Annotated in this window: 18 protein-coding genes; 3 read left to right on the top strand and 15 right to left on the bottom strand. The window is 33.4% G+C overall.

Annotated features, from left to right (window positions below; genetic code table 11):
• From DFQ02_RS12775 to DFQ02_RS12760, 4 genes are all read right to left on the bottom strand, one after another.
• Positions 1 to 2,373 (bottom strand): TonB-dependent receptor, encoded by a 2,373-nt coding sequence (locus DFQ02_RS12775; RefSeq protein WP_116524820.1) that lies wholly within the window; start codon positions 2,371 to 2,373, stop codon positions 1 to 3.
• A 75-nt stretch (positions 2,374 to 2,448) separates the two neighbouring features.
• Entirely contained in the window at positions 2,449 to 4,638 is a 2,190-nt protein-coding gene (locus DFQ02_RS12770) for an NADP-dependent isocitrate dehydrogenase (protein ID WP_116524819.1), read from the bottom strand.
• A gap of 870 nt (positions 4,639 to 5,508) precedes the next feature.
• Positions 5,509 to 5,859: a 50S ribosomal protein L19 gene (gene rplS, locus DFQ02_RS12765; RefSeq protein WP_116524818.1), complete on the bottom strand. Its 351-nt coding sequence runs from the start codon at positions 5,857 to 5,859 to the stop codon at positions 5,509 to 5,511.
• Between the two features lie 205 nt (positions 5,860 to 6,064).
• A complete protein-coding gene (locus DFQ02_RS12760; RefSeq protein WP_116524817.1) occupies positions 6,065 to 7,297 on the bottom strand; it encodes a tetratricopeptide repeat protein in 1,233 nt (410 codons plus the stop codon).
• Between the two features lie 42 nt (positions 7,298 to 7,339).
• Between DFQ02_RS12760 and DFQ02_RS12755 the strand changes: the two genes are divergently transcribed.
• Positions 7,340 to 7,993 (top strand): TrmH family RNA methyltransferase, encoded by a 654-nt coding sequence (locus DFQ02_RS12755; RefSeq protein ID WP_116524816.1) that lies wholly within the window; start codon positions 7,340 to 7,342, stop codon positions 7,991 to 7,993.
• Between the two features lie 42 nt (positions 7,994 to 8,035).
• Here the strand turns inward: DFQ02_RS12755 and DFQ02_RS12750 are convergent, their stop codons facing one another.
• From DFQ02_RS12750 to DFQ02_RS12730, 5 genes are all read right to left on the bottom strand, one after another.
• Positions 8,036 to 8,809 carry a carboxypeptidase-like regulatory domain-containing protein gene (locus DFQ02_RS12750; RefSeq protein ID WP_116524815.1) on the bottom strand — a complete coding sequence of 258 codons (774 nt, stop codon included), beginning with the start codon at positions 8,807 to 8,809 and terminating at the stop codon, positions 8,036 to 8,038.
• A 102-nt stretch (positions 8,810 to 8,911) separates the two neighbouring features.
• Positions 8,912 to 10,654, bottom strand: a complete 1,743-nt coding sequence (locus tag DFQ02_RS12745; RefSeq protein WP_116524814.1) for a DEAD/DEAH box helicase — start codon at positions 10,652 to 10,654, stop codon at positions 8,912 to 8,914.
• A 204-nt stretch (positions 10,655 to 10,858) separates the two neighbouring features.
• Positions 10,859 to 12,091: a M48 family metallopeptidase gene (locus DFQ02_RS12740; RefSeq protein WP_116524813.1), complete on the bottom strand. Its 1,233-nt coding sequence runs from the start codon at positions 12,089 to 12,091 to the stop codon at positions 10,859 to 10,861.
• Between the two features lie 87 nt (positions 12,092 to 12,178).
• Complete coding sequence (locus DFQ02_RS12735; RefSeq protein ID WP_116524812.1) at positions 12,179 to 12,973, bottom strand: TrmH family RNA methyltransferase; 795 nt, start codon at positions 12,971 to 12,973, stop codon at positions 12,179 to 12,181.
• A gap of 14 nt (positions 12,974 to 12,987) precedes the next feature.
• Positions 12,988 to 14,058, bottom strand: a complete 1,071-nt coding sequence (locus DFQ02_RS12730) for a DUF3810 domain-containing protein (RefSeq protein WP_116524811.1) — start codon at positions 14,056 to 14,058, stop codon at positions 12,988 to 12,990.
• A gap of 72 nt (positions 14,059 to 14,130) precedes the next feature.
• On the opposite strand from DFQ02_RS12730, the gene DFQ02_RS12725 reads away from it, so the two are divergent.
• Entirely contained in the window at positions 14,131 to 15,591 is a 1,461-nt protein-coding gene (locus tag DFQ02_RS12725) for an aminoacyl-histidine dipeptidase (protein WP_116524810.1), read from the top strand.
• Between the two features lie 146 nt (positions 15,592 to 15,737).
• Here DFQ02_RS12725 and DFQ02_RS15455 read toward each other — a convergent pair whose 3' ends face one another.
• From DFQ02_RS15455 to DFQ02_RS15225, 6 genes are all read right to left on the bottom strand, one after another.
• The gene (locus DFQ02_RS15455; RefSeq protein ID WP_181896417.1) at positions 15,738 to 16,436 is read right to left on the bottom strand and encodes a CPBP family intramembrane glutamic endopeptidase; all 699 of its coding nucleotides are present in this window, start codon (positions 16,434 to 16,436) and stop codon (positions 15,738 to 15,740) included.
• Between the two features lie 261 nt (positions 16,437 to 16,697).
• The gene (yidD, locus tag DFQ02_RS12715; RefSeq protein ID WP_394343013.1) at positions 16,698 to 16,922 is read right to left on the bottom strand and encodes a membrane protein insertion efficiency factor YidD; all 225 of its coding nucleotides are present in this window, start codon (positions 16,920 to 16,922) and stop codon (positions 16,698 to 16,700) included.
• Between the two features lie 93 nt (positions 16,923 to 17,015).
• Positions 17,016 to 18,497 (bottom strand): cysteine--tRNA ligase, encoded by a 1,482-nt coding sequence (gene cysS, locus DFQ02_RS12710; RefSeq protein WP_116524808.1) that lies wholly within the window; start codon positions 18,495 to 18,497, stop codon positions 17,016 to 17,018.
• Between the two features lie 36 nt (positions 18,498 to 18,533).
• On the bottom strand, positions 18,534 to 19,211 hold the full coding sequence (folE, locus tag DFQ02_RS12705; protein WP_116524807.1) for a GTP cyclohydrolase I FolE: 678 nt from the start codon (positions 19,209 to 19,211) through the stop codon (positions 18,534 to 18,536).
• A gap of 175 nt (positions 19,212 to 19,386) precedes the next feature.
• Complete coding sequence (locus DFQ02_RS12700; protein WP_181896416.1) at positions 19,387 to 20,916, bottom strand: OmpP1/FadL family transporter; 1,530 nt, start codon at positions 20,914 to 20,916, stop codon at positions 19,387 to 19,389.
• A 129-nt stretch (positions 20,917 to 21,045) separates the two neighbouring features.
• Positions 21,046 to 22,278 (bottom strand): hypothetical protein, encoded by a 1,233-nt coding sequence (locus DFQ02_RS15225; protein ID WP_181896415.1) that lies wholly within the window; start codon positions 22,276 to 22,278, stop codon positions 21,046 to 21,048.
• 98 nt (positions 22,279 to 22,376) lie between these two features.
• Between DFQ02_RS15225 and proS the strand changes: the two genes are divergently transcribed.
• A complete protein-coding gene (proS, locus tag DFQ02_RS12685; RefSeq protein WP_116524803.1) occupies positions 22,377 to 23,855 on the top strand; it encodes a proline--tRNA ligase in 1,479 nt (492 codons plus the stop codon).
• The last annotated feature ends 65 nt before the right edge of the window (positions 23,856 to 23,920 follow it).

Raw genomic sequence — 23,920 nt, 5'->3', positions numbered from 1 at the left:
TTATAGCTTAAAATTATATGATATTGATGGTACAACTCCAAAAAGTGCTAGTCTTGTAGCTTCATTTAAACCTGTATCAAAGTTTTGCCCAAATGTAATGGAGGCTGCATTTTTTCGATTGTAGACATTGTAAACACTTAATACCCATTGGCTTTTCCAGTTCTTTTTCTTTTTCTGTTTTGGTTCATAGGTAACTGAAAGATCTAATCGATTGTAAGATGGTAGTCGGTTTTCATTTCTAAGACCAAAATTTGGAATGTTAATACCGTTATACTCATATTGGCCATTTGGAAAAGTTACTGGTTGTCCTGTTTGTAATAAAAAATTAGCATTTAATTTTAATCTGTCACTCCAATTGTAACTTGTAGTTAACGAAATATCATGAGTTTTATCAAATGGTGTTCTGTACCATTCACCATTGTTAATTCCTATTTCGGTTGGTGTACGTCCTTTAGTTTGTTGTTCAGATTTTGATAGAGTGTAAGCCAGCCAGCCTTTAAATTTCCCTTCATTCTTTCTAATTAAAAATTCTAGCCCATAAGCTCGAGCTTGTCCATTTAATATAACCTGTTCTATGGCATTGTTAGCAATTAAGTCAGCTCCATCAATGTAATCAATTCTATTGTCAATGGTTTTATAAAAACTTTCTATCTCCAGTGAATATAGATTGTTTTTGAAGTTTTTAAAGTATCCTATGGCATATTGATGTAACGATTGCGGTTTAATGTATTTACCGCTGGGTGTCCAAATATCAAGTGGGGTAGGAGCGTTAGTGTTTGACAACAAATGCAGGTATTGATACATTTTATTGTAACTTGCCTTTACCGAACTATTTGTGTTTAGTTGTAAAGCCATTGAAAACCTTGGCTCAAAGTTGAGGAAATTCTCAATGACATCACTTCTTTCAAATGTTTCTGTAGCAATAGGGTTTGCTGCTTCATAGATTTGAAGATTATCATTAAAAACTACGGCTTCATTATTGTCATAGACATTGAGTTCGTCTTGTCCCAGTCTTAAAAAGGAACTAAGTCTTAAACCGTATGATACAGAAAGATTGTTTGAAAGTTTATGCTCCGCATCAAGGTATAATGCATTTTCAAAAGCATATTTATCAGTAAGTTTAAAAGGGTTTATACCCGATGTTTCTGAAGTAGGTTTTATATCTCCTGGGTTAAACTTGTAATAAATGCTATTTAAGCCGTATTGAAGTTTTAGTTTATTGGATAGATAATGTTTAAAGTCATATTTAAAATTGAAGTTTCTTATACCAGAAACCCATTCAAATCCGACAAAACTCAGTTTTAAATCGTAGTAATAATCAGAATAAATTAAGGATAGATTTGAGAATAATTTATCTGAAAATAAATGATTCCATCTAAAGTTTAAAACCGTATTTCCATATATATTTTCAAAACTATCTTCAATACTGAACACATCTCTTCCAAAATATCCAGATAAGTAAATATTATTCCTGTCGTTTATCTTGTAACTTAGCTTGGTATTCAGGTCGTAGAAATAAGCAACGTTCTCTATATCAAAAAGTGGTAGGAATAAATGGGCATAACTAGATCTCCCTCCAAATAAAAATGAGCCTGAGTCTTTCTTTAATGGCCCTTCTACTAGCAATCTACTTGAAACCGCACCTATACCGCCGTTCGCATGGAATTGTTTACTGTTTCCTTCTTTTTGATAAATATCTAAAACGGAAGAAACACGTCCACCATAGCGAGCAGGAATACCACCTTTGTATAATCTTAAATCTTTTATGGCATCAGGATTAAAAACTGAGAACAGACCGAACAAATGAGACGAATTGTAAATGATAGCTTCGTCTAAAAGAATTAAATTCTGGTCTGCAGCACCTCCTCTTACATTAAATCCTGAAGCGCCTTCCCCTACAGTAGTTACACCGGGTAAAAGTGTAATGGCTTTAACAATATCTGATTCACCAAGTACAACAGGTATTTCTTTTATGGTAGTAGAAGTGAGTTTGTTGACACTCATTTGAGGTTTTTTTATACTAAGTTTTTCAATATCTTCTGTAATCACAACTGCATCTAAATTTTCCAGAGCGTTTTGTAAACTAAAATTTTTAGTGTAGTTTCTATCGAGATTAAGAGTTTCTGAAACTGTTGAGTAGCCTAAATAACTAATGGTAATAGTATAGTTTCCTTTGGGGAGTGTAATAGAATAAAAACCATACTCATTGGTGGTAGTTCCAGCTTTAATTTCTGGAAAAATAATATTAACACCAATGAGGGTTTCATTACTTGTTTCCTCTGTAATGACACCACTTAAGGTAAATTTTTCCTGAGCTATACTTTTACAAACAAAAAAGGATAAAAAAAGAAACCACAAAAGAGGGTGCTTCATCTAATAACAATTTTTTATAAATGTATAAAAAAAAGCTCCCAATTAGGAGCTTTTAACAAGTTGTTATGTTTTTATTTAACTTAAAATGTCATTGAGGGTTTTACATGGTCTCATAACAGCATTAGCTAATGCTTCATTTGGGATATAGTATCCATCAATATCTGTTGGTTGACCTTGAATATCATTCAATTCCTTTACGATAGCGTCTTCATTTTCTTGTAACTTCTCTGCAATGATTTTAAATTCATTTTTAAGTTCTGTATCCATACTTTGATTTGCTAATTCTTGTGCCCAATACATTGCTAAATAGAAATGGCTTCCTCTGTTATCTAATTCACCTACTTTTCTTGAAGGACTTTTTTTGTTGTCAAGAAGTTTTTCTGTGGCCTTATCTAAAGTTTCACTGAGAATTTTAGCTTTTGGGTTGTTGTTAACATCAGCGTAATGTTCTAAAGAAACGGCTAATGCTAAAAATTCACCTAAAGAATCCCAACGTAAATGATTTTCTGCTAATAATTGGTCAACATGTTTAGGCGCAGAACCACCTGCGCCAGTTTCAAATAATCCGCCACCATTCATTAAAGGCACAATTGATAACATTTTCGCAGAAGTTCCTAACTCTAAAATGGGAAACAAATCTGTTAAATAATCACGTAATACATTACCAGTTACAGAGATAGTATCTAAGTTAACTTTTACTCTATCTAAAGTATATAAAGTAGCTTCAATAGGAGATTTAATATAAATTTCTAATCCTGATGTATCGTGATTTGGTAAATAAGTATTTACTTTTTTAATAAGTTCTACATCATGGGCTCTGTTTTCGTCTAACCAGAAAACTGCAGGCCAACCGGTTGCTCTTGCTCTGTCAACTGCTAGTTTAACCCAGTTTTGAATAGGAGCATCCTTAGTTTGACACATTCTAAAAATGTCACCTGCCTCAACTTTTTGAGATAAAAGAACATCACCGTTTTTATCTACAACTTCAACAGTACCAGCTTCGCTTAATTGGAACGTTTTATCATGAGACCCATATTCTTCGGCTTTTTGAGCCATAAGACCAACGTTAGGTGTTGTTCCCATTTTTACGGGGTCAAAAGCACCGTTCTCTCTACAAAAATCGATAGTGGCTTGGAATACACCCGCATAAGACCTGTCAGGTATTAATGCTTTGGTGTCTTGTTGTTGCCCTTTGGCATTCCACATTTGTCCTCCTGTACGAATCATTGCTGGCATTGATGCATCAACAATAACATCAGAAGGCACATGCAAATTGGTAATTCCTTTATCAGAATCTACCATAGCAACAGCTGGAGCATCTTCGTATACAGCTTCTATAGCTGCTATCACTTCTTTTTCTTTTGGATGCCCTTCTATTTTATCATAAACATCACCAATACCATTAGTAGCGGTAATGCCTAATTCATCAAACAATTCTGAATATTTTTCAAATACATCTTTATAAAAAACTTCAACAATAGCACCGAAAATAATGGGGTCTGAAACTTTCATCATGGTTGCTTTCATGTGTAATGATAGCAATACACCATTAGCTTTGGCATCTGCAATTTCCTTCTTTGCATATTCTTTAAGGGCACTTATGCTCATCACAGAAGTATCAATGATTTCTCCGGCTAATAAGGGAGCATAACCTTTTAGATCCTGACCGTTAAAAGTGATTTTAAATTCTGTTGCATTAGCGAGTGTAATAGATTTTTCAGAGCCATAAAAGTCATGTGCTTCCATAGAAGCCACGTGAGTTTTTGAGTCTTTTTCCCATTTACCCATGGAATGTGGATTCTTTTTTGCATAATGAGAAACCGCTTTTGGCGCACGTCTATCTGAATTTCCCTCTCTCAAAACAGGATTTACAGCACTACCTTTAATTTTATTGTAACGTTCTTTTATGTCTTTTTCAATATCATTTTTTGGTTCACTAGGGTAATCCGGAACAGCAAAACCTTTAGCTTGTAATTCTTCAATAGCTTCTTCTAACTGAGGAACAGAGGCACTTATGTTTGGTAATTTTATAATGTTTGCTTCTGGTTTTTTAACCAGTTCTCCAAGAAACGCTAAATCATCAGGAACTTGTTGATTATCATTTAAATAATCTGGAAATGTTGCAAGGATTCTAGAGGCTAAAGAGATATCTTTTGATTCAATATCAATTCCTGCAGACTTTGCAAATGTTTGAATAATTGGTAAAAATGAGCGTGTGGCTAGAGCCGGAGCTTCATCAGTTTTTGTGTAAATAATTTTAGACATTCCCGTCGTTTTTATTAATTATTAGGGTGCTAAAAAACTGGTTAATGGTAGAAGATTCTTTTTTAGCGATGCGAATATACGAAAATAGACATTTATTGCTACCTAATTTTTAATTGAAAGCTAATTAAACCCGTTAAATTTATTAGAATTACAAAATAGTGATTCATCAATACGAAATTGATAAAAATTAACCATTGAAGTTATAAAAAACAAAAGCCATATCATTGCAGAACTAAATCTCCCTTGATATGGCTTTTTTTGAAATCACGTGACTGATATCTATTTAGTATTTCTACTAAATCGATTTAAATTTTCATCAAATCTTTTCAATCTCAGTACTGTCATTTCAAGTGAAACATTTAACGTAATTTTCAAAATGTATTGACCTATTACTAGAATGTTTCAGTTTAATTGTTTTTCTTGATGCTGTTAATCTCACCTTTCATTTTAACGTAGGGTTTGTTTAAAGCATTGCTCTTATTTACAGCTTTACTTTCGTTTTGCTGCTTTTTAAAGCTTTCAACCGCATTAGTTGCTGTCTACTTAAATATACAGGACTTTTTACGGCTTCATGGTTTTTTTGTTTTCCACGCATACACCTGGTTCTTCAAAACCTCAAAAAACAATCAATAAAATAAAGAACGTTACCTTATTGTTAGAATGACACAAATTCACTTTTTTAAAATGAAAACAATTCCTTTAAGACTTGGTGTTATTCTTAATGCTAATATAGTGCTGAGATTTTAAAAAACAAATTTTTTAAGCTATTAGATATCAACCGTTTGTAAACCATAGTTATTAACTTTTGTTAATAAAAAAAGCCTTGATTTATATCAAGGCTTTTCATTATTGTTTAGTTTTTATCGTTTACTAGCTTCTACGCTCTTTAATTCTAGCTTTTTTACCAGTAAGACCTCTAAAGTAATAAATACGTGCTCTACGTACTTTACCACGTTTGTTCACTTCTATTTTTTGTAAAGCAGGCAAGTTTAACGGGAATATACGCTCTACTCCAATAGATCCTGACATTTTTCTAATAGTGAATGTTTCAGAAGTTCCAGATCCTCTGCGTTGTATCACAACACCTCTAAAAAACTGAGTTCTGGTTTTGTTTCCTTCCTTAATCTCGTAATAAACGGTAATAGTATCACCAGCTCCAAATTCTGGTAGTTCTTTTTTTGTTACAAATTCGTCTTGAACAAATTTTACTAAAGATTCCATCTTTTTATATTTTACAAATGGTTAATTCGAAACAACATTCACGATTCTCGCCAGAGGTTAACCCGAAATTGGGTGCAAATATACATAAAAAGTTATAAGTTAAAAGTTATAAGTTAAAAGTTTTTATTCTTTTTAAGGTGTTTTCTATTGTGTGTAATTTATACTTGTTTCTAAGTTATTGTCATTTTAAATCCAAATGGTCTTTTTATGTATTTTTCCATTTCTTATAAAGCTCAGACTCCGCAAGATTATTCAAATTGTTTTCACCATTTTCATCAGGTTCTTCAATAAATTCTATTAAATCGGTTTTATTATAGCCTTCATCAACTAAAAAAGTTAAAAATGTTATGCAGTTTTCAAATTCCTCTTTTAATGCTAACATTGTTAAATAAGATGAATGTCCTTCAAAAAAATCAGGATAGTTATCAGATATATATTTAAAATGTTCTAGGGCCTTATCATAATTTAATTTATTGTATTCAATATTACCTTTTAGTAAGTTTAGAAAATCATCTGATGTATCTACCTGTAACCTGTCAACCAGTTTTAGAGCTGTTTCATAATTTGCATTAAGTAAATGATAATCCAGTTGAGTCAAATAAATAGAGGAATCATCAGGATACTTTTTAGCAATAGTTTCCATCGCTATTTTGTACTCTTCATCATTAATGTTTGATGCACAAGCAGCTTTAATGATTAAAATAAATTTGTCGGTACTTAAATGGCCTTTAATTTCCTTAAACTTATTGTATGCTTCTAAAAAATCACCTCTGTTGTATAAATATACAGCATTAACTACTTTATCAAACTCTTTTGCATTATCCTCTCCAAAAAAATTAAGTAAACTCTTTTTGGGAAGATTATACATATAGAATCGTCTAAAAGTTTGACTAAGGTCTTCGCCAGATAAATAAATATAGATATCTTTAAAAGTAAACGTGTTATTTGATATTGACACTTCATAATCGTGATAATTTATTCCTGTAATGGGTGAATAAAATCTAAATAACATGAAATAGGTTTTATTTGATTCACTGTAATAAAAATTCACAAAATCATAATAACCTCCTGCATTAACCTCTTTAATTATTTTTTGTGGTAGTGATTTAATTCCAGATTTTAGGCCTTTAAGGAACCCATTTTTAAATGCTTTTGTATCACCATCCTCATCAATATCTTTTGTAACTAACTTTCCAAAGGAATCATAATCAATATGTAACATGAATTTTTCAACATCCTCCTCTAATATAGCGTCCCGAATTTTATAACCTAAGTCCAAAACTTTTTCATCATTAGCTTCAGTGTCTTCTATTTCCAATAATGGAATAGAACTATTGTTAGCATTTTGTGTGCTGTAATTGTCTTGAGGAAAAGAGATTGTAGAAACTAGTAAAAAAATGATTATTATAAATAGTTTAAAGCGGGTATGTAAGCTCATGGTATTTGTATATTTATACAGCTTAAATATAATACTAATTTAATGATTGACTTAAATTTACTACAATATTTAGAAACCTATCTAACCGAAAACAGAAAGCAACGTTTTAATAATATTTTACAACAACGTACCAAGCATTTTACAGTGGCCATCGAAGATGTTTACCAGCTGCACAATACTAGTGCTGTTATTAGAAGTTGTGACGCGTTTGGAATACAGGAGCTAAACATTATTGAAGAAATTAATACCAAACGTATTGATAGAGAGATAGCCATGGGAGCCCAAAAATGGGTAGATTTAAATAGATACAACTCGGTTAAAGATTGTATTGCTGATTTAAAACAAAAAGGTTATCAAATTGTGGCAACCACGCCACATGCCCAAGATTGTGAGTTGCATAATTTTGATGTTACCAAAAAATCTTGCTTTTTCTTTGGTAGAGAAACCGAGGGTTTATCAGATGAAGTTTTACAACAAGCAGATTGTTTTTTAAAAATCCCTATGGTTGGTTTTACAGAGAGTTTGAATATTTCTGTTTCTGCAGCCATTATACTAGAACATGTAACCACCAAAATGAAACAAAGCAATTTAGATTGGCAACTCACAGAAACCGAAATTCAAGAAAAAAAACTAAATTGGATATCTAAAACTATCAAGAGTTATGATGAAATTGTAGATAGGTTTAATCATCAATAGTAACCTTTTCAAAAGCGTTGAAGTGATAGAAATCGAAACATGTTAAAGTCTATCATTTCTACCTCTACTCAATAGCTTGTATTCTTCGTAGCACTCACTAATGGCATCAAGAATTTGTAAATCGTTAGCAGATTGAATAAAGCCTTTTGAATAGTTACACTGACTTACAATTTCATCTAAATCAACACGTTCAACTTTTAGTAAAGCCGTGAGCATTTCCCGGTCAAATCTTGAAGCCAATAGATTTCTAATTTCATCATCTTCTTTCATCTGTTTCAGCTTTCGCAATTCATTGGGCTTTTTGCCAAACATTCTGTGTAAAAAATCTGCTGGATTAAAAATAGAACCAATGATTTTATTTATACCAGAAGGTTTTGAGGCCTCATAACCTCTAGAAAGCCCAGATATACTATAACGGTAATTATCATTTGGCAACGGAACTTGTGCAATATCAACTTCAAGGTACCCTGTGAGCCTAAGTTGATTAACAACAACTTCCTCTAAAGCTTCGTGTAGAACGGTAAGTGTAATTTCTGCACTTCCAAATTTCAACCAGTCATTAGTAACCCTAACCTTGATAGATTTAAAACCTAGATATGAAAAATGAAGGGTGTCATTTACTTTAGCAGTAATTTTAAATTCACCTTCATTGTTTGTTGTAGTTCCTTTAACAGAATTTAAATTGACAATATTTACACCTTCCAAAGGTTTTCTATTAGCAGCATTAACAACTACCCCTATAGCTGTATTCTCATCTTGTGCCATTAAAGACACAGATGATAAAAGAATACAAATTAAAAGAAGGTAGCGTTTCATAAACTAAATACAACTCTATTTATATGCTATAAAAATAGTAAACTAAACAGTAACGGTTAGTTTTGTTCGATATTTTGACTAAAAATTAACACAACTTTTTAATTAACGTCTGGAGCGCCTAGGTCTTGAAGATCCAAAACTCTCAGATTTAGAACGTTTTACTTTTTTGTCAGAATACTTTCTATCATTTCTGTTATTAGAAATATTTCTTTTACCATCACGATTACCACCCCGCTTTCTGTCACGCTTTCTTCCTCTGTTTTCTGATATTTCAACATTTACATAACGTCCGTTGTATTTAAAGTCGGTAAAAAATTCTAAAATTTTTTGCTGGTGTTCTGGTTCTGTGTTAAAAAATGAAAACGTATCCTTAGCTTCAACCTTAAACACATCGTCTTGACCAAGTTCTAAAACTTCTTTTAAGAAGTCTTTTAAATTCATCCAATCAAAACCATCTTTTTTTCCAACATTTATGAAATAACGCACAGAATTACCAGAATCTTTATCCTCATCATTAGATTCAGATATATTTAAATCTAAAGCTTTCTGATAGTAGTTATAAAAACGTGAAAATTCTACAGAAAAGAATTTCTTTATTAATTCATCTTTACTGGTGTCTTCAAATAAAGTATTAATATCACCTAAATACGTATCTATATCATGATTAACTTCCGTATTGTGCACTTTTTTTGCAAGAGACATTAATTGCACTTCGCAAATCTCCATACCATTCGGAATATTCTTCTTTTCAAATTGTTTCTTAATAATACGCTCAATACTTTTAATCTTGCGTACTTCACTTTTAGAAACAATCACCATAGAAACCCCAGTTTTTCCAGCGCGACCAGTTCTTCCAGAACGGTGGGTATAGGTTTCAATTTCATCAGGTAATTGGTAGTTAATCACATGGGTTATATCATCAACATCAATACCCCGAGCAGCAACATCTGTAGCTACTAACATCTGTATTTGGTTATTTCTAAAAGATTTCATTACCAAGTCACGTTGGTTCTGACTCAAATCGCCATGTAAAGCCCCAGCACTATAACCATCTTCAATTAAACGTTCTGCTACTTTTTGAGTATCACGTTTTGTTCTACAGAAAATCACAGAAAAGATATCAGGATTTGCATCTGCCAAGCGTTTTAATGTTTGGTAACGGTCTCTTGCATTAACCAAATAATATTCATGAGATACTTGGCTTGTACTTTCATTTTTGCGTCCTACTGTAATTTCTTGGGGGTTATACATAAAGTGTTTAGCAATAGCCGCTACTTCTTGGGGCATTGTTGCAGAAAATAACCACGTGTTTTTATCTTTAGGTGTGTGGGATAAAATAGAAGTGATATCTTCCTTAAAGCCCATGTTTAGCATTTCATCGGCTTCGTCTAAAACCGCATATTCAATTTTTGATATATCTACCAAACGTCTGCTAATCATGTCTTTCATACGTCCTGGAGTTGCCACAATAATTTGTGCACCTCTTTTAACATCTTTAGCTTGTTCGGTGATGCTAGCACCTCCATAAATGGCCACCACATTTAAGCCTTTACAGTATTTTCCGTAAAGTTTTAATTCATTGGTAATTTGTAAACAGAGTTCGCGTGTGGGAGATAAAATAAGTCCTTGCGTAGTTCTACTGTCGACATTGATTTTTTGAAGCATTGGAAAACCAAAAGCAGCGGTTTTTCCTGTGCCTGTTTGTGCTAAAGCTACCAAATCGGTTTCTTCTTGTAGCAAAATAGGAATAGCTTTGTCTTGAACTTCGCTGGGTTTACTAAACCCTAAGTCATTAGTAGCTTGTAATAGGTTGTCTTGCAAACCTAAATCTTGGAATGTGTTCATTCTGTATATGTATGCGATTTGTTATGTAGTGTTACATAAAGAAGCGAATCGACATACTTAAACCTAAAACTTCTCGTAACACATCCTCACCCTGAGGAATTTAAGCGGCGAAGATACATAAAAGTTAGGAGTTGGAAGCTGAAAGTATTTTAAAAGTTAAAAATTATTAGAAAATCAAGATAGATGAGACTTGAAACTATACAATTAATTCCTTAAATTTTTTATGCGTTGCAATAGCGTAGGATGTGAGTAATGCATAAATACATACGCTGGGTGTGGTGTTAAATTACTCAGGCTATTTTTAGATAGTTTTTTTAAACTGGTTATAAGGGGTTCAGCTTTATAAGTACTTTTGGCATAATCATCGGCTTGATATTCAAATTTTCTAGAGAAAATGTTCATGATTAACCCGGTAACTTCAGAAATAGGAGAGTAGAGTAACATAAAGGCAATGAGTCCCACATGAAAACTAGCGTTTTCCACTCCTAATGCATTAGATAACAATGGATTTGAAATAAACAGCGACAAAATATAAAGTGTTAAACCAGTTAATAGAACAGAGGCAATTAAATTGAAAATAATGTGCTTCTTTTTATAGTGGCCAATTTCATGGGCTAGTACTGCCACAATTTCTTCGTCTTCTAAATCTTTAACCAATGTATCGTAGAGTGTAACGCGTTTTTCACTTCCAAAACCAGAGAAATAGGCATTGGCCTTAGTGCTTCGTTTAGAGCCATCAATAATAAAAATCTTATTCAGTTTAAAACCTACAGTTTTGGCGTAGGTAGAAATTTTATCTCTTAAAGTGCCTTCCTCTAAAGGTGTTTGTTTATTAAATAAAGGCACAATTAATTTTGAATAAAACATATTCATAAACACTGTAAAAGCCGTCATTAAGCCCCAAGCCCAAAGCCAAAAGTGTTTGCCTGTAACTTGATAAAACCAAACAATTAAAGCCAAAATACCACCGCCAATAATAGCCAACATTATCCAGCCTTTAATTTTATCTACAACAAAAGTTTTTTTAGTGGTTTTATTGAAACCAAATTTTTCTTCAATTACAAATGTGCTGTAGTAAGAAAACGGTGTGGTTAAAATGTCACTAGCTAACATAATAATTCCAAAGAAAATAAGAGCTATAACAATGGGATTGGAACTATAACTTCTAGCTATATTATCAACAAATTCAAAACCATCAAAAAGTAAAAACCCTAAAGTTAACATTATTGAAAAGGTAGAGGTTAAAAGGCTAAACTTGTATTTAGTAGCTTTATAATTTTGAGACTTTTCATAGTCATTTTCATCATAAACATCTTGTAGTTCTTTGGGTAATTCATCTTTGAAGTGTTTCGCATTTAAAGCATCTAAAATCTTGTCTATAATAAAATTTATTATTACGATTGTTATAATGATGTAAAAAAGGGTTATTGCAGTCATAAGCATGTTGTGATGTCATTGTGAGGAGCGCTTAGCGACTTGACAATCTTATAGATAGAGATTTTTCACTACGTTCAGAATGACAAATTATTTTAAATTTCGTTGTCTCTTGGCTTCAAAAATAAGAATTCCTGCCGCAACAGACACATTCATAGAATCTATTTCTCCTTGCATGGGAATAATGATGTTCTGATTGGCATTATTCAACCATTCATCGCTGAGTCCTGTTGCCTCAGTTCCAACTACTATAGCTGAAGATTTGGTGAAATCTTGAGTAGTGTATTCTACTGAGGCTTGTAGTGCTGCACAATAAATATTGAAGTGCTTTTCTTTTAAAAATGAAATAACCTCAGGGGTAGTTCCCATGGCTATTTGTTTTGTAAACACACAACCTACACTAGAACGTATGATATTTGGGTTATAAAGGTCTGTTTTAGGATTGGCAATAATAACAGCATCTACATTGGCGGCATCAGCAGTACGTAAAAGAGCTCCAATATTTCCTGGTTTTTCAGGAGCTTCAACTACTAACAAAAGTGGTTTTTCAGTATTGAAATGTAAATCATCTAACGAATGATTTTTAGTTTTTGCAACGGCTATAACACCTTCAGTTGTATCTCGATATGCTAACTTTTGATATACCTCTTTAGAAATTTCTATGGTATTGATTTGTTGATTTGTTAACTCGTTTAACTGTTCATTAGAAAATAATTCTGGGTAAAACAAAACGGTTTCTAACTGATAGCCTCCCTTTATTGCCAAAGAAATTTCACGTGCACCTTCAACTAAAAATAAACCCTTTTTTTTGCGTTCGCGAGATTTATCTTTTAGTTGAATGAGTTGCTTAATAAAGGTGTTATGAGTACTTCTAATTATTTTCATATTTATGAAAAATGCTAATATATGTCTTTAGTCTTAAAATAATTAACTAAAAGTGCTACCACATAACTGTAGCTTTCCATACCCTTAGATTGATTATTTGCTTTTAAATAACTGTTGTAAAAAAGTTTAAAAAAAGGCTCCAAAGGATTTTCATGGGCTTCCCAAAACAAACGGACTTCTTCGTAATTTTTTAAAATACCCTTATTTACGGTTTCTACTGTAGTTTCAAATAAAGCTTCGTCTCGTCGGTAAATTTCATTTAAACAATAGCGTAACCCGAAAGTATAACCACAGTATTTAAAATATATATCGTCATTATGGATTGATGCCAAAAAACCAATAAAATTAGCTTCATTTTCAGCAGCATATCCTAATTGATGAGCCATTTCATGGGCTGAGGTTGTTGGAAACTTTATCGCAGGCATAATGCCATCAACCTGCGCTTCGTTAGTTAAAGGATTTAAATAGCCACTAAAACCCATATAGGTTAACGGGTAGCTAAACAAAGATTTTTTAATGCTTTTGGGATGATATTCTAAATGTGGAAATTCTCTTTTTAAATTATTATACCCGTCAGGCGTCATCCTAAAAATCTCTTTTTTAGAATAAGGAAGCTTAATCTTAATAGTATCATTTCCAGTTATTTCAGAGTGAAGCGCATTCGACTTTTCAATCAGTTTTTTTGTCACATTCACTAACTGTTCAGTATTGTAATCGTTATTTAAATTTAGACTTTTATGAAGTGGTAACCGGTAGTAGTTAAATCCCCAAAATAAGTGAAAAGCAAAATACAAAACCGCTAAAGCAGATGCTACATCAATAACCCAATTTCTGGTATCTTTTAGGATACGTTTTCGGTTTATAAAGAACCATCTCAAGGCGTAAATAACACCAAAACCATAAACAAAATCACCAAAAGAAAATGGTAGCCAACCCAGAGTATATCTAAATAATTTTGAAATGTAAACGTACAAACCATTGCTGTAAAAAGATTCTGCAAAATCAGGTTTTTTTGAAAGCCATAGTATTAGTAAATACTGAGGTACCAAACTAAGCGCTAGAATGAGTTTTTTGTTTTTTAGCATACTTCAAAAGTACATAAATGTTGCTAATGCTCACTGGTAAAACGTATCTTTGTGCAACTAGATTTTGTAATTATGAGTACCGAAATAAGACAACTACAGCCGCAAGTACTATGGAATAAATTTGCCGATTTAAATGCAGTACCAAGAGCTTCGAAAAAAGAAGAGCGAGTTGTAGCATTTATGAAAGCGTTTGGAGAAAACTTAGGATTAGAAACTTTGGTAGATGCAGTGGGTAATGTCATCATTAAAAAACCAGCTACCAAAGGGATGGAAAATAGAACCACGGTGGTAATGCAATCGCATTTAGATATTGTGCATCAAAAAAATAATGACACCGTTTTTAATTTTGATACTCAAGGTATTGATATGTATGTAGATGGTGATTGGGTAAAAGCTAAAGGAACCACCCTTGGAGCCGATAATGGTTTGGGTGTTGCCACCATTATGGCTATATTAGAAAGTTCTGATATACCACATCCAGCCATTGAAGCCTTGTTTACAATTGATGAAGAAACGGGTATGACAGGCGCCATGGGACTCAAGGGTGGCTTGTTAAAAGGAGGTATTTTGCTGAATTTAGATACCGAAGAAGATGATGAAATAGGTGTTGGATGTGCAGGGGGTATTGATGTGACTGCTATCAGAACCTATAATGAAGAAGATACGCCTGAATTTAAAATAGGTTTTACCATTGAAGTTAAAGGTTTGCAAGGTGGTCATTCTGGGATGCAAATTCACGAGGGTTTGGGAAATGCCAATAAAATCATGAATCGTTTACTGTTTGATGGATTTGAAAATTATGGTTTACGTATTTCTGAAATTGATGGTGGTGGCTTACGCAATGCTATACCACGTGAGAGTAGAGCCATAGTGGCCATTGATGCTATACATGAAGCTACTTTTGTATCAGAAATAACTTTGATTACTGATACTATTAAAAAGGAATTAAAGACAACCGAGCCAGATTTAGAGGTGGTGGTTACTAAATGTGAAACTCCCAAAAGCATTATGGATTTAGGTGTTCAGGAAGGGGTGACTAGAGCTTTGTATGCAGCTCAAAACGGGGTATACAGAATGAGTGCTGATATTCCAAATTTAGTTGAAACTTCGAATAATTTAGCGCGTGTTTTTATAAAAAATGGGGATATTAAAATAGCTTGTTTAACGAGGTCTTCAGTGGAAAGTGCTAAAATGGATTTGGCTAATACATTACGCGCTACTTTTGAGCTAACGGGTTGCGAAGTTGAGTTCTCTGGAGATTACCCGGGTTGGACACCCAATATGGATTCTCGTATTTTAAAAGTAATGACTGAGTTATATGAAGATTTAAATGGAGAAAAACCCCATGTAGCGGCTTGTCATGCTGGTTTAGAGTGTGGTATTTTAGGAACTCATTACCCTGATATGGATATGATTAGTTTTGGCCCGAATATTAAAGGGGCACACTCTCCAGATGAACGGGCTCAAATCTCGTCAGTTCAAAAATATTGGAAGTTTGTGTTGGAGATTTTAAAGCATATACCTGAGGAATAAGTTTGTTCAAGGAGAGTTTGTTTATCGGTTTGTGTAAGGATGGTTGTATGTTAAAGCAACTAAATAAACAAAAATTGAACTGACTAGTCGAAAATCCGCGAGTCCCGATAGTTTTTGGTATTCAGGAGTAGGCTAGAACCAAGTAATTACTTTTTCACCTTGTTGGTTGTAGTTATTTTTTTCATACCTAATATTATTGTCAAAATCCCCAAAACAAATAAAGTCCAATAGACAAAATTAAACTTCAAGTTATCTAACCAGTTAAAATATGATTCCCCAAACATATTAAATAGGGTTATGCATAAATTATTTAAGAAGTGTAGTAATATGGAATAGCTAATATTTTTTGTTTTGAAGAAAATGAGACAGCTTATTACACCAAAAATTAAGCTAGGTATTAAGTTATTTGGTGTTTCAAAATGTATTGCTGAAAAACAAATGCTTGATATAATAATCGCGACGAATAGTTTATATTTTTCTAAAAGTTTTAAAAACAGGAATTTTCTAAAAAAGACTTCTTCTAATATGGGAGCAATCACTAATGCTCTTATCAGTGAATATGCATATTGGAGGTTCAGTTTCCTTAAACCTCCAGTGTAAGGTTCAATGTTTGAGTTTTGATAATATTCAATTAATCGGTTACAATCCCAAAATGGTTGTCCAACAAATCCATAGCCAATTACAACAAGTATTAAATATGGAATTAAATCTAAATTCAAACCTTTTATTTCTAAAATTGTAGAGTAATCAGGTTTAGGTTTCCAAAAGAAATGAAAAACTAAAAAGTATGCGATTATAGATGATAAACTCCAAACTAATTCAAAATTTGGATTGAATAAGTTCACGTTCAGATTCGAATGCTTATAAAGAAGTACTAATATCGATTGAGGAATATAATAAACAACAGTAAGGAATATTGTTAGTAAAAAAGCTTTTAAAAAATTCAAAGTACTTATAGGTTTTCTTAATTACAGCCAACAGTTGAATATGCGTTTTTTTAATAGCATATAATCGGCGGTAAACGAAGGTAGATGAAAATTATTACAAAACCAATTAAAAGTCAAGGCTTAATTCAAAGAGATTGCTTCAATGCGTTCTCAATGACCTTAAGGTATGGGATCATACCCAGATCCTCCCCAAGGATGGCATGAAAAAATTCGTTTTAAAGCCAGCCAACCACCCTTAAATGGCCCATATTTTTTTAAAGCTTCTATGCTGTAATGAGAACAGGTTGGGGTATATCTGCAAGTGGCAGGTGTTATTGGAGATATAAAAATCTGATAGATTTTTATCAAAAATAAAAATGGTGCTATGAGTAGTTTCTTTATCACAGTTTTGTAATTCCCGCGAAGGCGGGAATCAAATTATTTAAAAACATCATTCTTTATTGTGTATTCCTGCCTTCACAAGAAAGACAGGTCAAATTAATTCACAGTAAATGTAGTACCGTCTTTACCGTCTTTTAGAACAATGCCAACTTCTGCTAGTTCATCTCTAATTTTATCAGATAGTGCAAAATCTTTATTGGCTCTGGCTTCATGTCTAAGTTTTATGAGAACATCTACAGCACCTGATAATTTATCACTACCCGATTGCGTTTCTTCATCTTTTAAAAGTCCTAAAACATCAAAAATAAAGGTGTTTAAACTATTTTGTAATAGTTCTAAATCATCGACCGTTAGTTTAGCACTACCTTCCTTAACTTGATTGATATATTTGGCACCTTCAAATAAATTAGCAATTAAAATAGGAGTATTAAAATCATCATTCATGGCATCATAACACTTTTGTTGCCAGTTACCAATATTTATAGATGAGGTACTGGATGCTTTTAATTTAGGAAGCATTGATATAGCTTCCATTAAGCGGTTATAGCCTTTTTCGCTAGCTAATAGACCAGCATCGGTTAAATCCAGAACACTTCTGTATGAGGATTGTGCCATAAAGAAACGAATAACGCTAGGTGAATAGGCTTTACTCATCTTGTCGTTGTTACCAGATAACAATTCGTTTGGGTTAATAATATTACCAGTAGATTTAGACATACGTTGTCCGTTCATTTCTAGCATATTGGCATGCATCCAATAATTCACCGGAGATTTGCCTAAAGCAGCTTCATTTTGGGCTATTTCGCATTCATGATGCGGGAATTTTAAATCCATACCCCCACCATGAATATCAAAAGTTTCACCCAAATATTTGGTACTCATGGCAGTACACTCTAGGTGCCAACCAGGGAACCCATCACCCCAAGGTGAGGGCCAACGCATAATGTGCTGTGGCTCTGCTTTTTTCCAAAGGGCAAAATCTTGCGGATTCTTTTTATCACTTTGACCATCTAATTCTCGGGTGTTATGAATTAAATCGTCTAACTTTCGTTTGCTTAACTTTCCGTAGTTATTGGTTTCATTAAATTTATGTACATCAAAATATACCGAACCATTTACTACATAGGCAAAACCGTTTTCAATTATGGTATTTATGAGTTCAATTTGTTCTATAATATGACCGGTTGCTGTTGGCTCAATACTGGGTGGTAAAAAATTTAGTGTGTTTAAGATGTTATGAAAATCTACAGTGTAGCGTTGAACCACTTCCATGGGTTCAATTTGTTCTAAACGAGCTTTTTTTGTGATTTTATCTTCGCCTACATCGGCATCATTTTCTAAATGGCCAGCATCTGTAATATTTCTAACATAACGAACTTTGTAACCTAAGTGCTTTAGGTATCTGAAAATAACATCAAAAGACATGAAAGTTCTTACATTACCTAAATGTACATTGCTGTAAACCGTAGGGCCACAAACGTACATCCCTATATGACCCTCATTTATAGGTTTAAAAATTTCTTTCTCTCCGGTAAGTGAATTGTATATTTTTAATTCCTGACTTTTATAAAGTTGCATGCTTGGTTAGTTAGAATAAAATTGGGAATTATTTTTTTAGAACTTGGTATCTAATTTAATATAATCTAGAAATTCTCTACGAGTTGCTTTGTCCTTAAATCTTCCACCAAATTCAGAGGTCACAGTACTACTTTCAATATCTCTTATGCCTCTTGAGTTAACACATAAATGCTTAGCATCAATTACACAGGCAACATCTTTTGTGTCTAAAACTTCTTGAAGTTCTTTAACAATTTGAATGGTTAATCGCTCTTGAACTTGAGGACGTTTAGCATAATAATCAACAATTCGGTTCATTTTAGATAAGCCAACCACTGTGCCATTTGATATATAAGCAATATGCGCTTTTCCTACTATTGGTAATAAATGGTGTTCACAGGTTGAATAAACTGTAATGTTTTTTTCAACTAGCATTTCGCCATACTTGTATTTATTATCAAAGGTAGACGCACTAGGTTTTTTTTCAGGGTCTAAGCCTCCAAAAATTTCTTTTACAAACATTTTGGCTACACGGTTAGGTGTACCTTTTAGGCTATCGTCATTAAGATCTAAGCCCAGAGTTTCCATGATATGACGGACATCATCTTTAATGATGTCAATCTTTTCTTCATTACTTAATTTAAAGGCGTCACTGCGCATAGGAGTATCTTGAGATGTGCCAATATGCTCATTTCCTAAAGCGTCAAAATCTTCAAAATCTTTATCAAATTTCATCGGTAACTATGTGAAAATTTAGTTTGCAAAGATAAGCATTATACTTTTGTAATACTTGATGTTAGCAAATAATTAATACTTTCATATTAGTCTGAGTTTGTAAGTAATAATTACACAAAAAATAAAAGCTTGAATACATAATATTCAAGCTCTCAAATTTAGGACTGTTTTCTTTTTAAATATTAAAACTTAATGATATTGTTATGTTTGAGTTTGTTCTATCTACCATAGCTTGAGGTGGAGTACCAAAATCTAAATTGTAAAGATTATTGTTAAATGATCTTTCGGCTTTGTCATAAGTTATGTCTAGCTTGGTATTTCCAAAGTTGTAACCCAAACCTAATGAGTACCCATTTAAATCTCCTACAGTTATACCATCAGCATATGGACTTTCTTCAAAGCGATAGCCACCTCTAAAACTAAATTGTTTATGTTTATATTCGCCACCAAGTCTATAAGTTGCCGCTTGTGTAAATACATCACTTATATTGGCATTTAAATCTTGGTAGTAGCTATCGTTTTCTGGTTTAAACTTAGTACTACCATAATCCTTTCTAGAGTAATCAAAACTAATTAAACCTTGAGTTCCAAAAACATAAGCCAAACTTCCTGTAAATCTGGCTGGAGTTTGAAGTCTATAACTAGGATAAACATTAACTACCTGAGGAAAGATTTCTATAAATCCGTTGGCTCCATCTGTTCCTAAGTATTGTGATGTTTCCTCTTCAATAGTATACCAAATGGGCGAGTCATAAGTTATTCCTACTCTAAATTCTTGGCTTAATTTCATGATACCACCAATTTGAAATGAAAATCCATTTCCTCGGGTAGTTAAATTGTTTTCAAATTCTACATAATCGATAGATCCACCATTATTGTTTTCCTCAAGCAACAAAGTTGAACGTTGGTAATCTATGAAATGAGTATTTAGGTTCACACCTAAGTATAAATTATCTTCGTATTGAGTTGCTAGGTTAAAGGATACTTTACCATTATAACCCGTGGCTGCATACGTATAATCATGAAGAAAATTGCCTGATGCAATGTTAGATGTATAGGTTGTATTGGCATCATTATTAATATCATCTGGCTCTAAAATAAAAGATTCAAAACCTAAAAAGGCCTGTTGGTGTGAAAAGCCATATACATTACCGATGTCTCGATATGCATCTGCTACAGACTCCCCCGGTAATGTTGAAATTTCATCAAGTCTTTTACCGTCTGCAAAATCATAAAAATAACTAGCAATAGAGTTGCTAAAATCAGGGTCATTGGTGGTATTAGTTCCAGCAGCAAACCAGCTGTCATCAAAATTATTGGTTCTTTCGTAAGCCACTGCTAGCGAAAACTTTCTCCAAGGTGAATTGTTGTTGGCAGCAAAAACAAAAGCTACTCCCGCTTGGTTTAAGTCGAAATTAGATTCGTTTGTAGAACCTAGTCCGCCAAAATAATTGGATATATTTTCAACATCGATATTTGAGCCCGAGAATGAAGCGTGACTTCTTGTAAAAACTGCAGAGCTTGCGGGGTTTAAACTTACTGCACTCATGTCGCCTCCTAAGGCTCCAAAGGCACCACTTAAAGCCCTAAATCTGGCCGTTCCTTGTATATTATCTTGAGAATATCTTAAGGCATCAGTTAAATCCTGAGCGTAAATAAAGGACATAGATAGTAAACCTATGCATAGTAAACTTAACTTTTTCATACGGTTTTATTTATAGTTTTTTAATAGTAACATATAACCTCGTGATATTCAAAATTACTATTTCTATGAATATTTAATAATGATCTTGATTATTTTGGTTTCAAAAGACTTATTTATTTTTTTAAAAGATTATCGACGTCTTCCTCCACCTGATGAGGAGCCTCTACTACTTCCGCTAGAAGATCTGGATACAGAGCCAGAGCTTGAGCTTCTGCTGCTTGAAGAACCATACGAACTTCTGGAAGAAGATGGTGAAGAATAATTTGAATATGAGGATCTTCTAGAAGAGCCACTATAGTTGCTACTAGGTTGTTTGTAAGTACTTGAGCTTCTGCTTGCCGATGAAGACCTACTCGTTGAGTTAGAAGAAGGTGTACGTGATATGGTGGTCGTTCTTCCTTGAGAATTACTGTATCTACTTACTGTACCTGTTCCAGAAGAACGTCTAGCATTATTATAGTTAGAAGCGTTTCTATTCACACTGCTAATGCGAGATGTAGTTCCGTTATTATTTGAAACAGTTGTTCCTCTTCTATTGTACGTAGTTGCTCTACTAGTAGTACTGTTTACGCTACTTCTGCGAGCTGTATTATATTTTGATGTGGTATTTCTATTTACACTAGAAACGCTACTTCTTCTCGAAATATCACTTCTGTTACTTAAATTGTTTCTCGAGCTACCAGAATAATAACTGCCTCTTCTGCTAGAACTATAAGCTATATTTCTTGGATTATAAAATCTGTTACCAAATCCCCAGTTATTCCAACCCCAGTTATTCCAGCCCCAACCAAATCCAGCGTTCCAACCCCAGCCATTCCAGCCCCAGTTGTTCCAACCCCAGCCATTCCAAGCCCAATCATTCCAGCCCCATCTATTCCATCTATTCCAAGGGTTCCAGCCCCACCCCCAATTATTCCAACCCCAGTTGTTCCAGCCCCAACCAAATCCAGCATTCCAACCCCAGTTGTTCCAACCGTTATCAATATAATTGATGGTTACATTGTTGCTTTGTTGTCCCCAACCAGCATGCCCCTGATAATCATTGTAAATGGTATCATTTACCATGTAATTATCAGATTCATAGGCATCAATATCTGTAAAGATTTCATCATTTTCTAAAGCTAACTCAGATTCTAAAGATTTGCTTCTAAAGTAATTTTTATAGTAGTTACTATTAGATTCATTGGGTACGTTAACAACTGTTTCTGTAGGCGTATTAACTACAGTAATTTGTGAGTCACTATATATCCCATCATCATTAACTCCTACATACTGATAAGAACCACATGATACTAGGCCAAACATTAGTCCAATCATGGCAATGAGTGACACTTTTCTTTTGGAGTAGTTATTTAAGCGCATATCTCTAGAATTTTATTGTTGAACATAACAAAAATAGTTAGTTTTGCGAAACTATTTTTTATTTAACATAGACACAATATTTGTGCCAAAAGATTGATATGAGTAAAAAACTTACCAGTAGAGCAGAAGATTATTCCAAATGGTATAATGAATTGGTTGTTAAGGCCGACCTAGCGGAGAATTCGGCTGTTAGAGGATGTATGGTAATTAAGCCTTACGGATTTGCAATTTGGGAAAAAATGCAGGCAGAATTGGATAAAATGTTTAAAGAAACAGGGCATCAAAATGCTTATTTTCCACTTTTTGTGCCTAAAAGTTTGTTTGAAGCTGAGGAGAAAAATGCCGAAGGCTTTGCAAAAGAGTGTGCTGTTGTAACGCATTACAGACTACAGAATGACCCTGATAAACCTGGTAAGTTAAGAGTAGACCCTGAAGCAAGATTGGAGGAAGAGTTGGTAGTAAGACCAACCAGTGAGGCCATTATTTGGAACACCTACAGAAATTGGATTCAATCTTACAGAGATTTACCAATTTTAATAAATCAATGGGCTAACGTAGTGCGTTGGGAAATGCGTACTAGATTATTTTTACGTACCGCAGAATTTTTATGGCAAGAAGGCCATACAGCTCATGCTACCAAAGATGAAGCTATTGAAGAAACTAAATTGATGAATGGGGTTTATGCTAAATTTGTTGAGAACTTTATGGCTATACCTGTTATTCAGGGTGTTAAAACTGAGAGTGAGCGTTTTGCTGGGGCAGAGGATACCTACTGTATTGAAGCTTTGATGCAAGATGGAAAAGCATTACAAGCTGGAACTTCTCATTTTTTAGGTCAAAATTTCGCTAGGGCGTTTGATGTAAAATATGCTACTAAGGAAGGTAAGCAAGATTATGTATGGGCAACATCTTGGGGTGTGTCTACCAGATTGATGGGGGCTCTTATTATGACACATAGTGATGATAACGGACTAGTATTACCCCCAAATTTGGCACCTTATCAAGTAGTTATTGTTCCTATTTATAAGAATGACGAACAGTTTGATGCCATAAGTAAAGTGGCTGAAGAAATTATTAGTGATTTAAATGATAGAGGGATTTCGGTTAAGTTTGACAAACGCGATACGTTACGTCCTGGAGCTAAATTTGCACAACATGAATTACAGGGAGTACCGTTGCGTATTGCTATTGGTCCGAAGGATTTAGATAATGAAACCGTTGAACTAGCTAGAAGAGATACACTAAGTAAACAAACAGTTATTTTGGATAGAATTGCTATCGTAGTAGAAGATTTGTTGGAGGAAATTCAAGAGAATCTTTTCAATAAGGCATTAGATTTCAGAAATCAACATATTACCAATGTGGAAACTTTTGATGAGTTTAAGCACGTATTAGAAACTAAAGGTGGTTTTCTTTCTGCACATTGGGATGGTACCAATGAAACTGAAGAAAAAATAAAAGAGTTAACAAAGGCTACAATTAGATGTATTCCTATAGATTCAAAGGAAGAGGAAGGGGTGTGTGTTTACTCTGGAAAACCTTCAAAAAGAAGAGTTTTATTTGCAAAAGCATACTAGTCTAAAATTTTTTCAAAAAAATTTAGATAAGTATTGTATCATTTAAAAATAGTTGTATTTTTGCA

The sequence above is a fragment of the Seonamhaeicola aphaedonensis genome (assembly GCF_003386195.1).
Classification (GTDB): Bacteria; Bacteroidota; Bacteroidia; order Flavobacteriales; family Flavobacteriaceae; genus Seonamhaeicola; species Seonamhaeicola aphaedonensis.
This window is presented reverse-complemented; position numbering and strand designations above follow the sequence as displayed.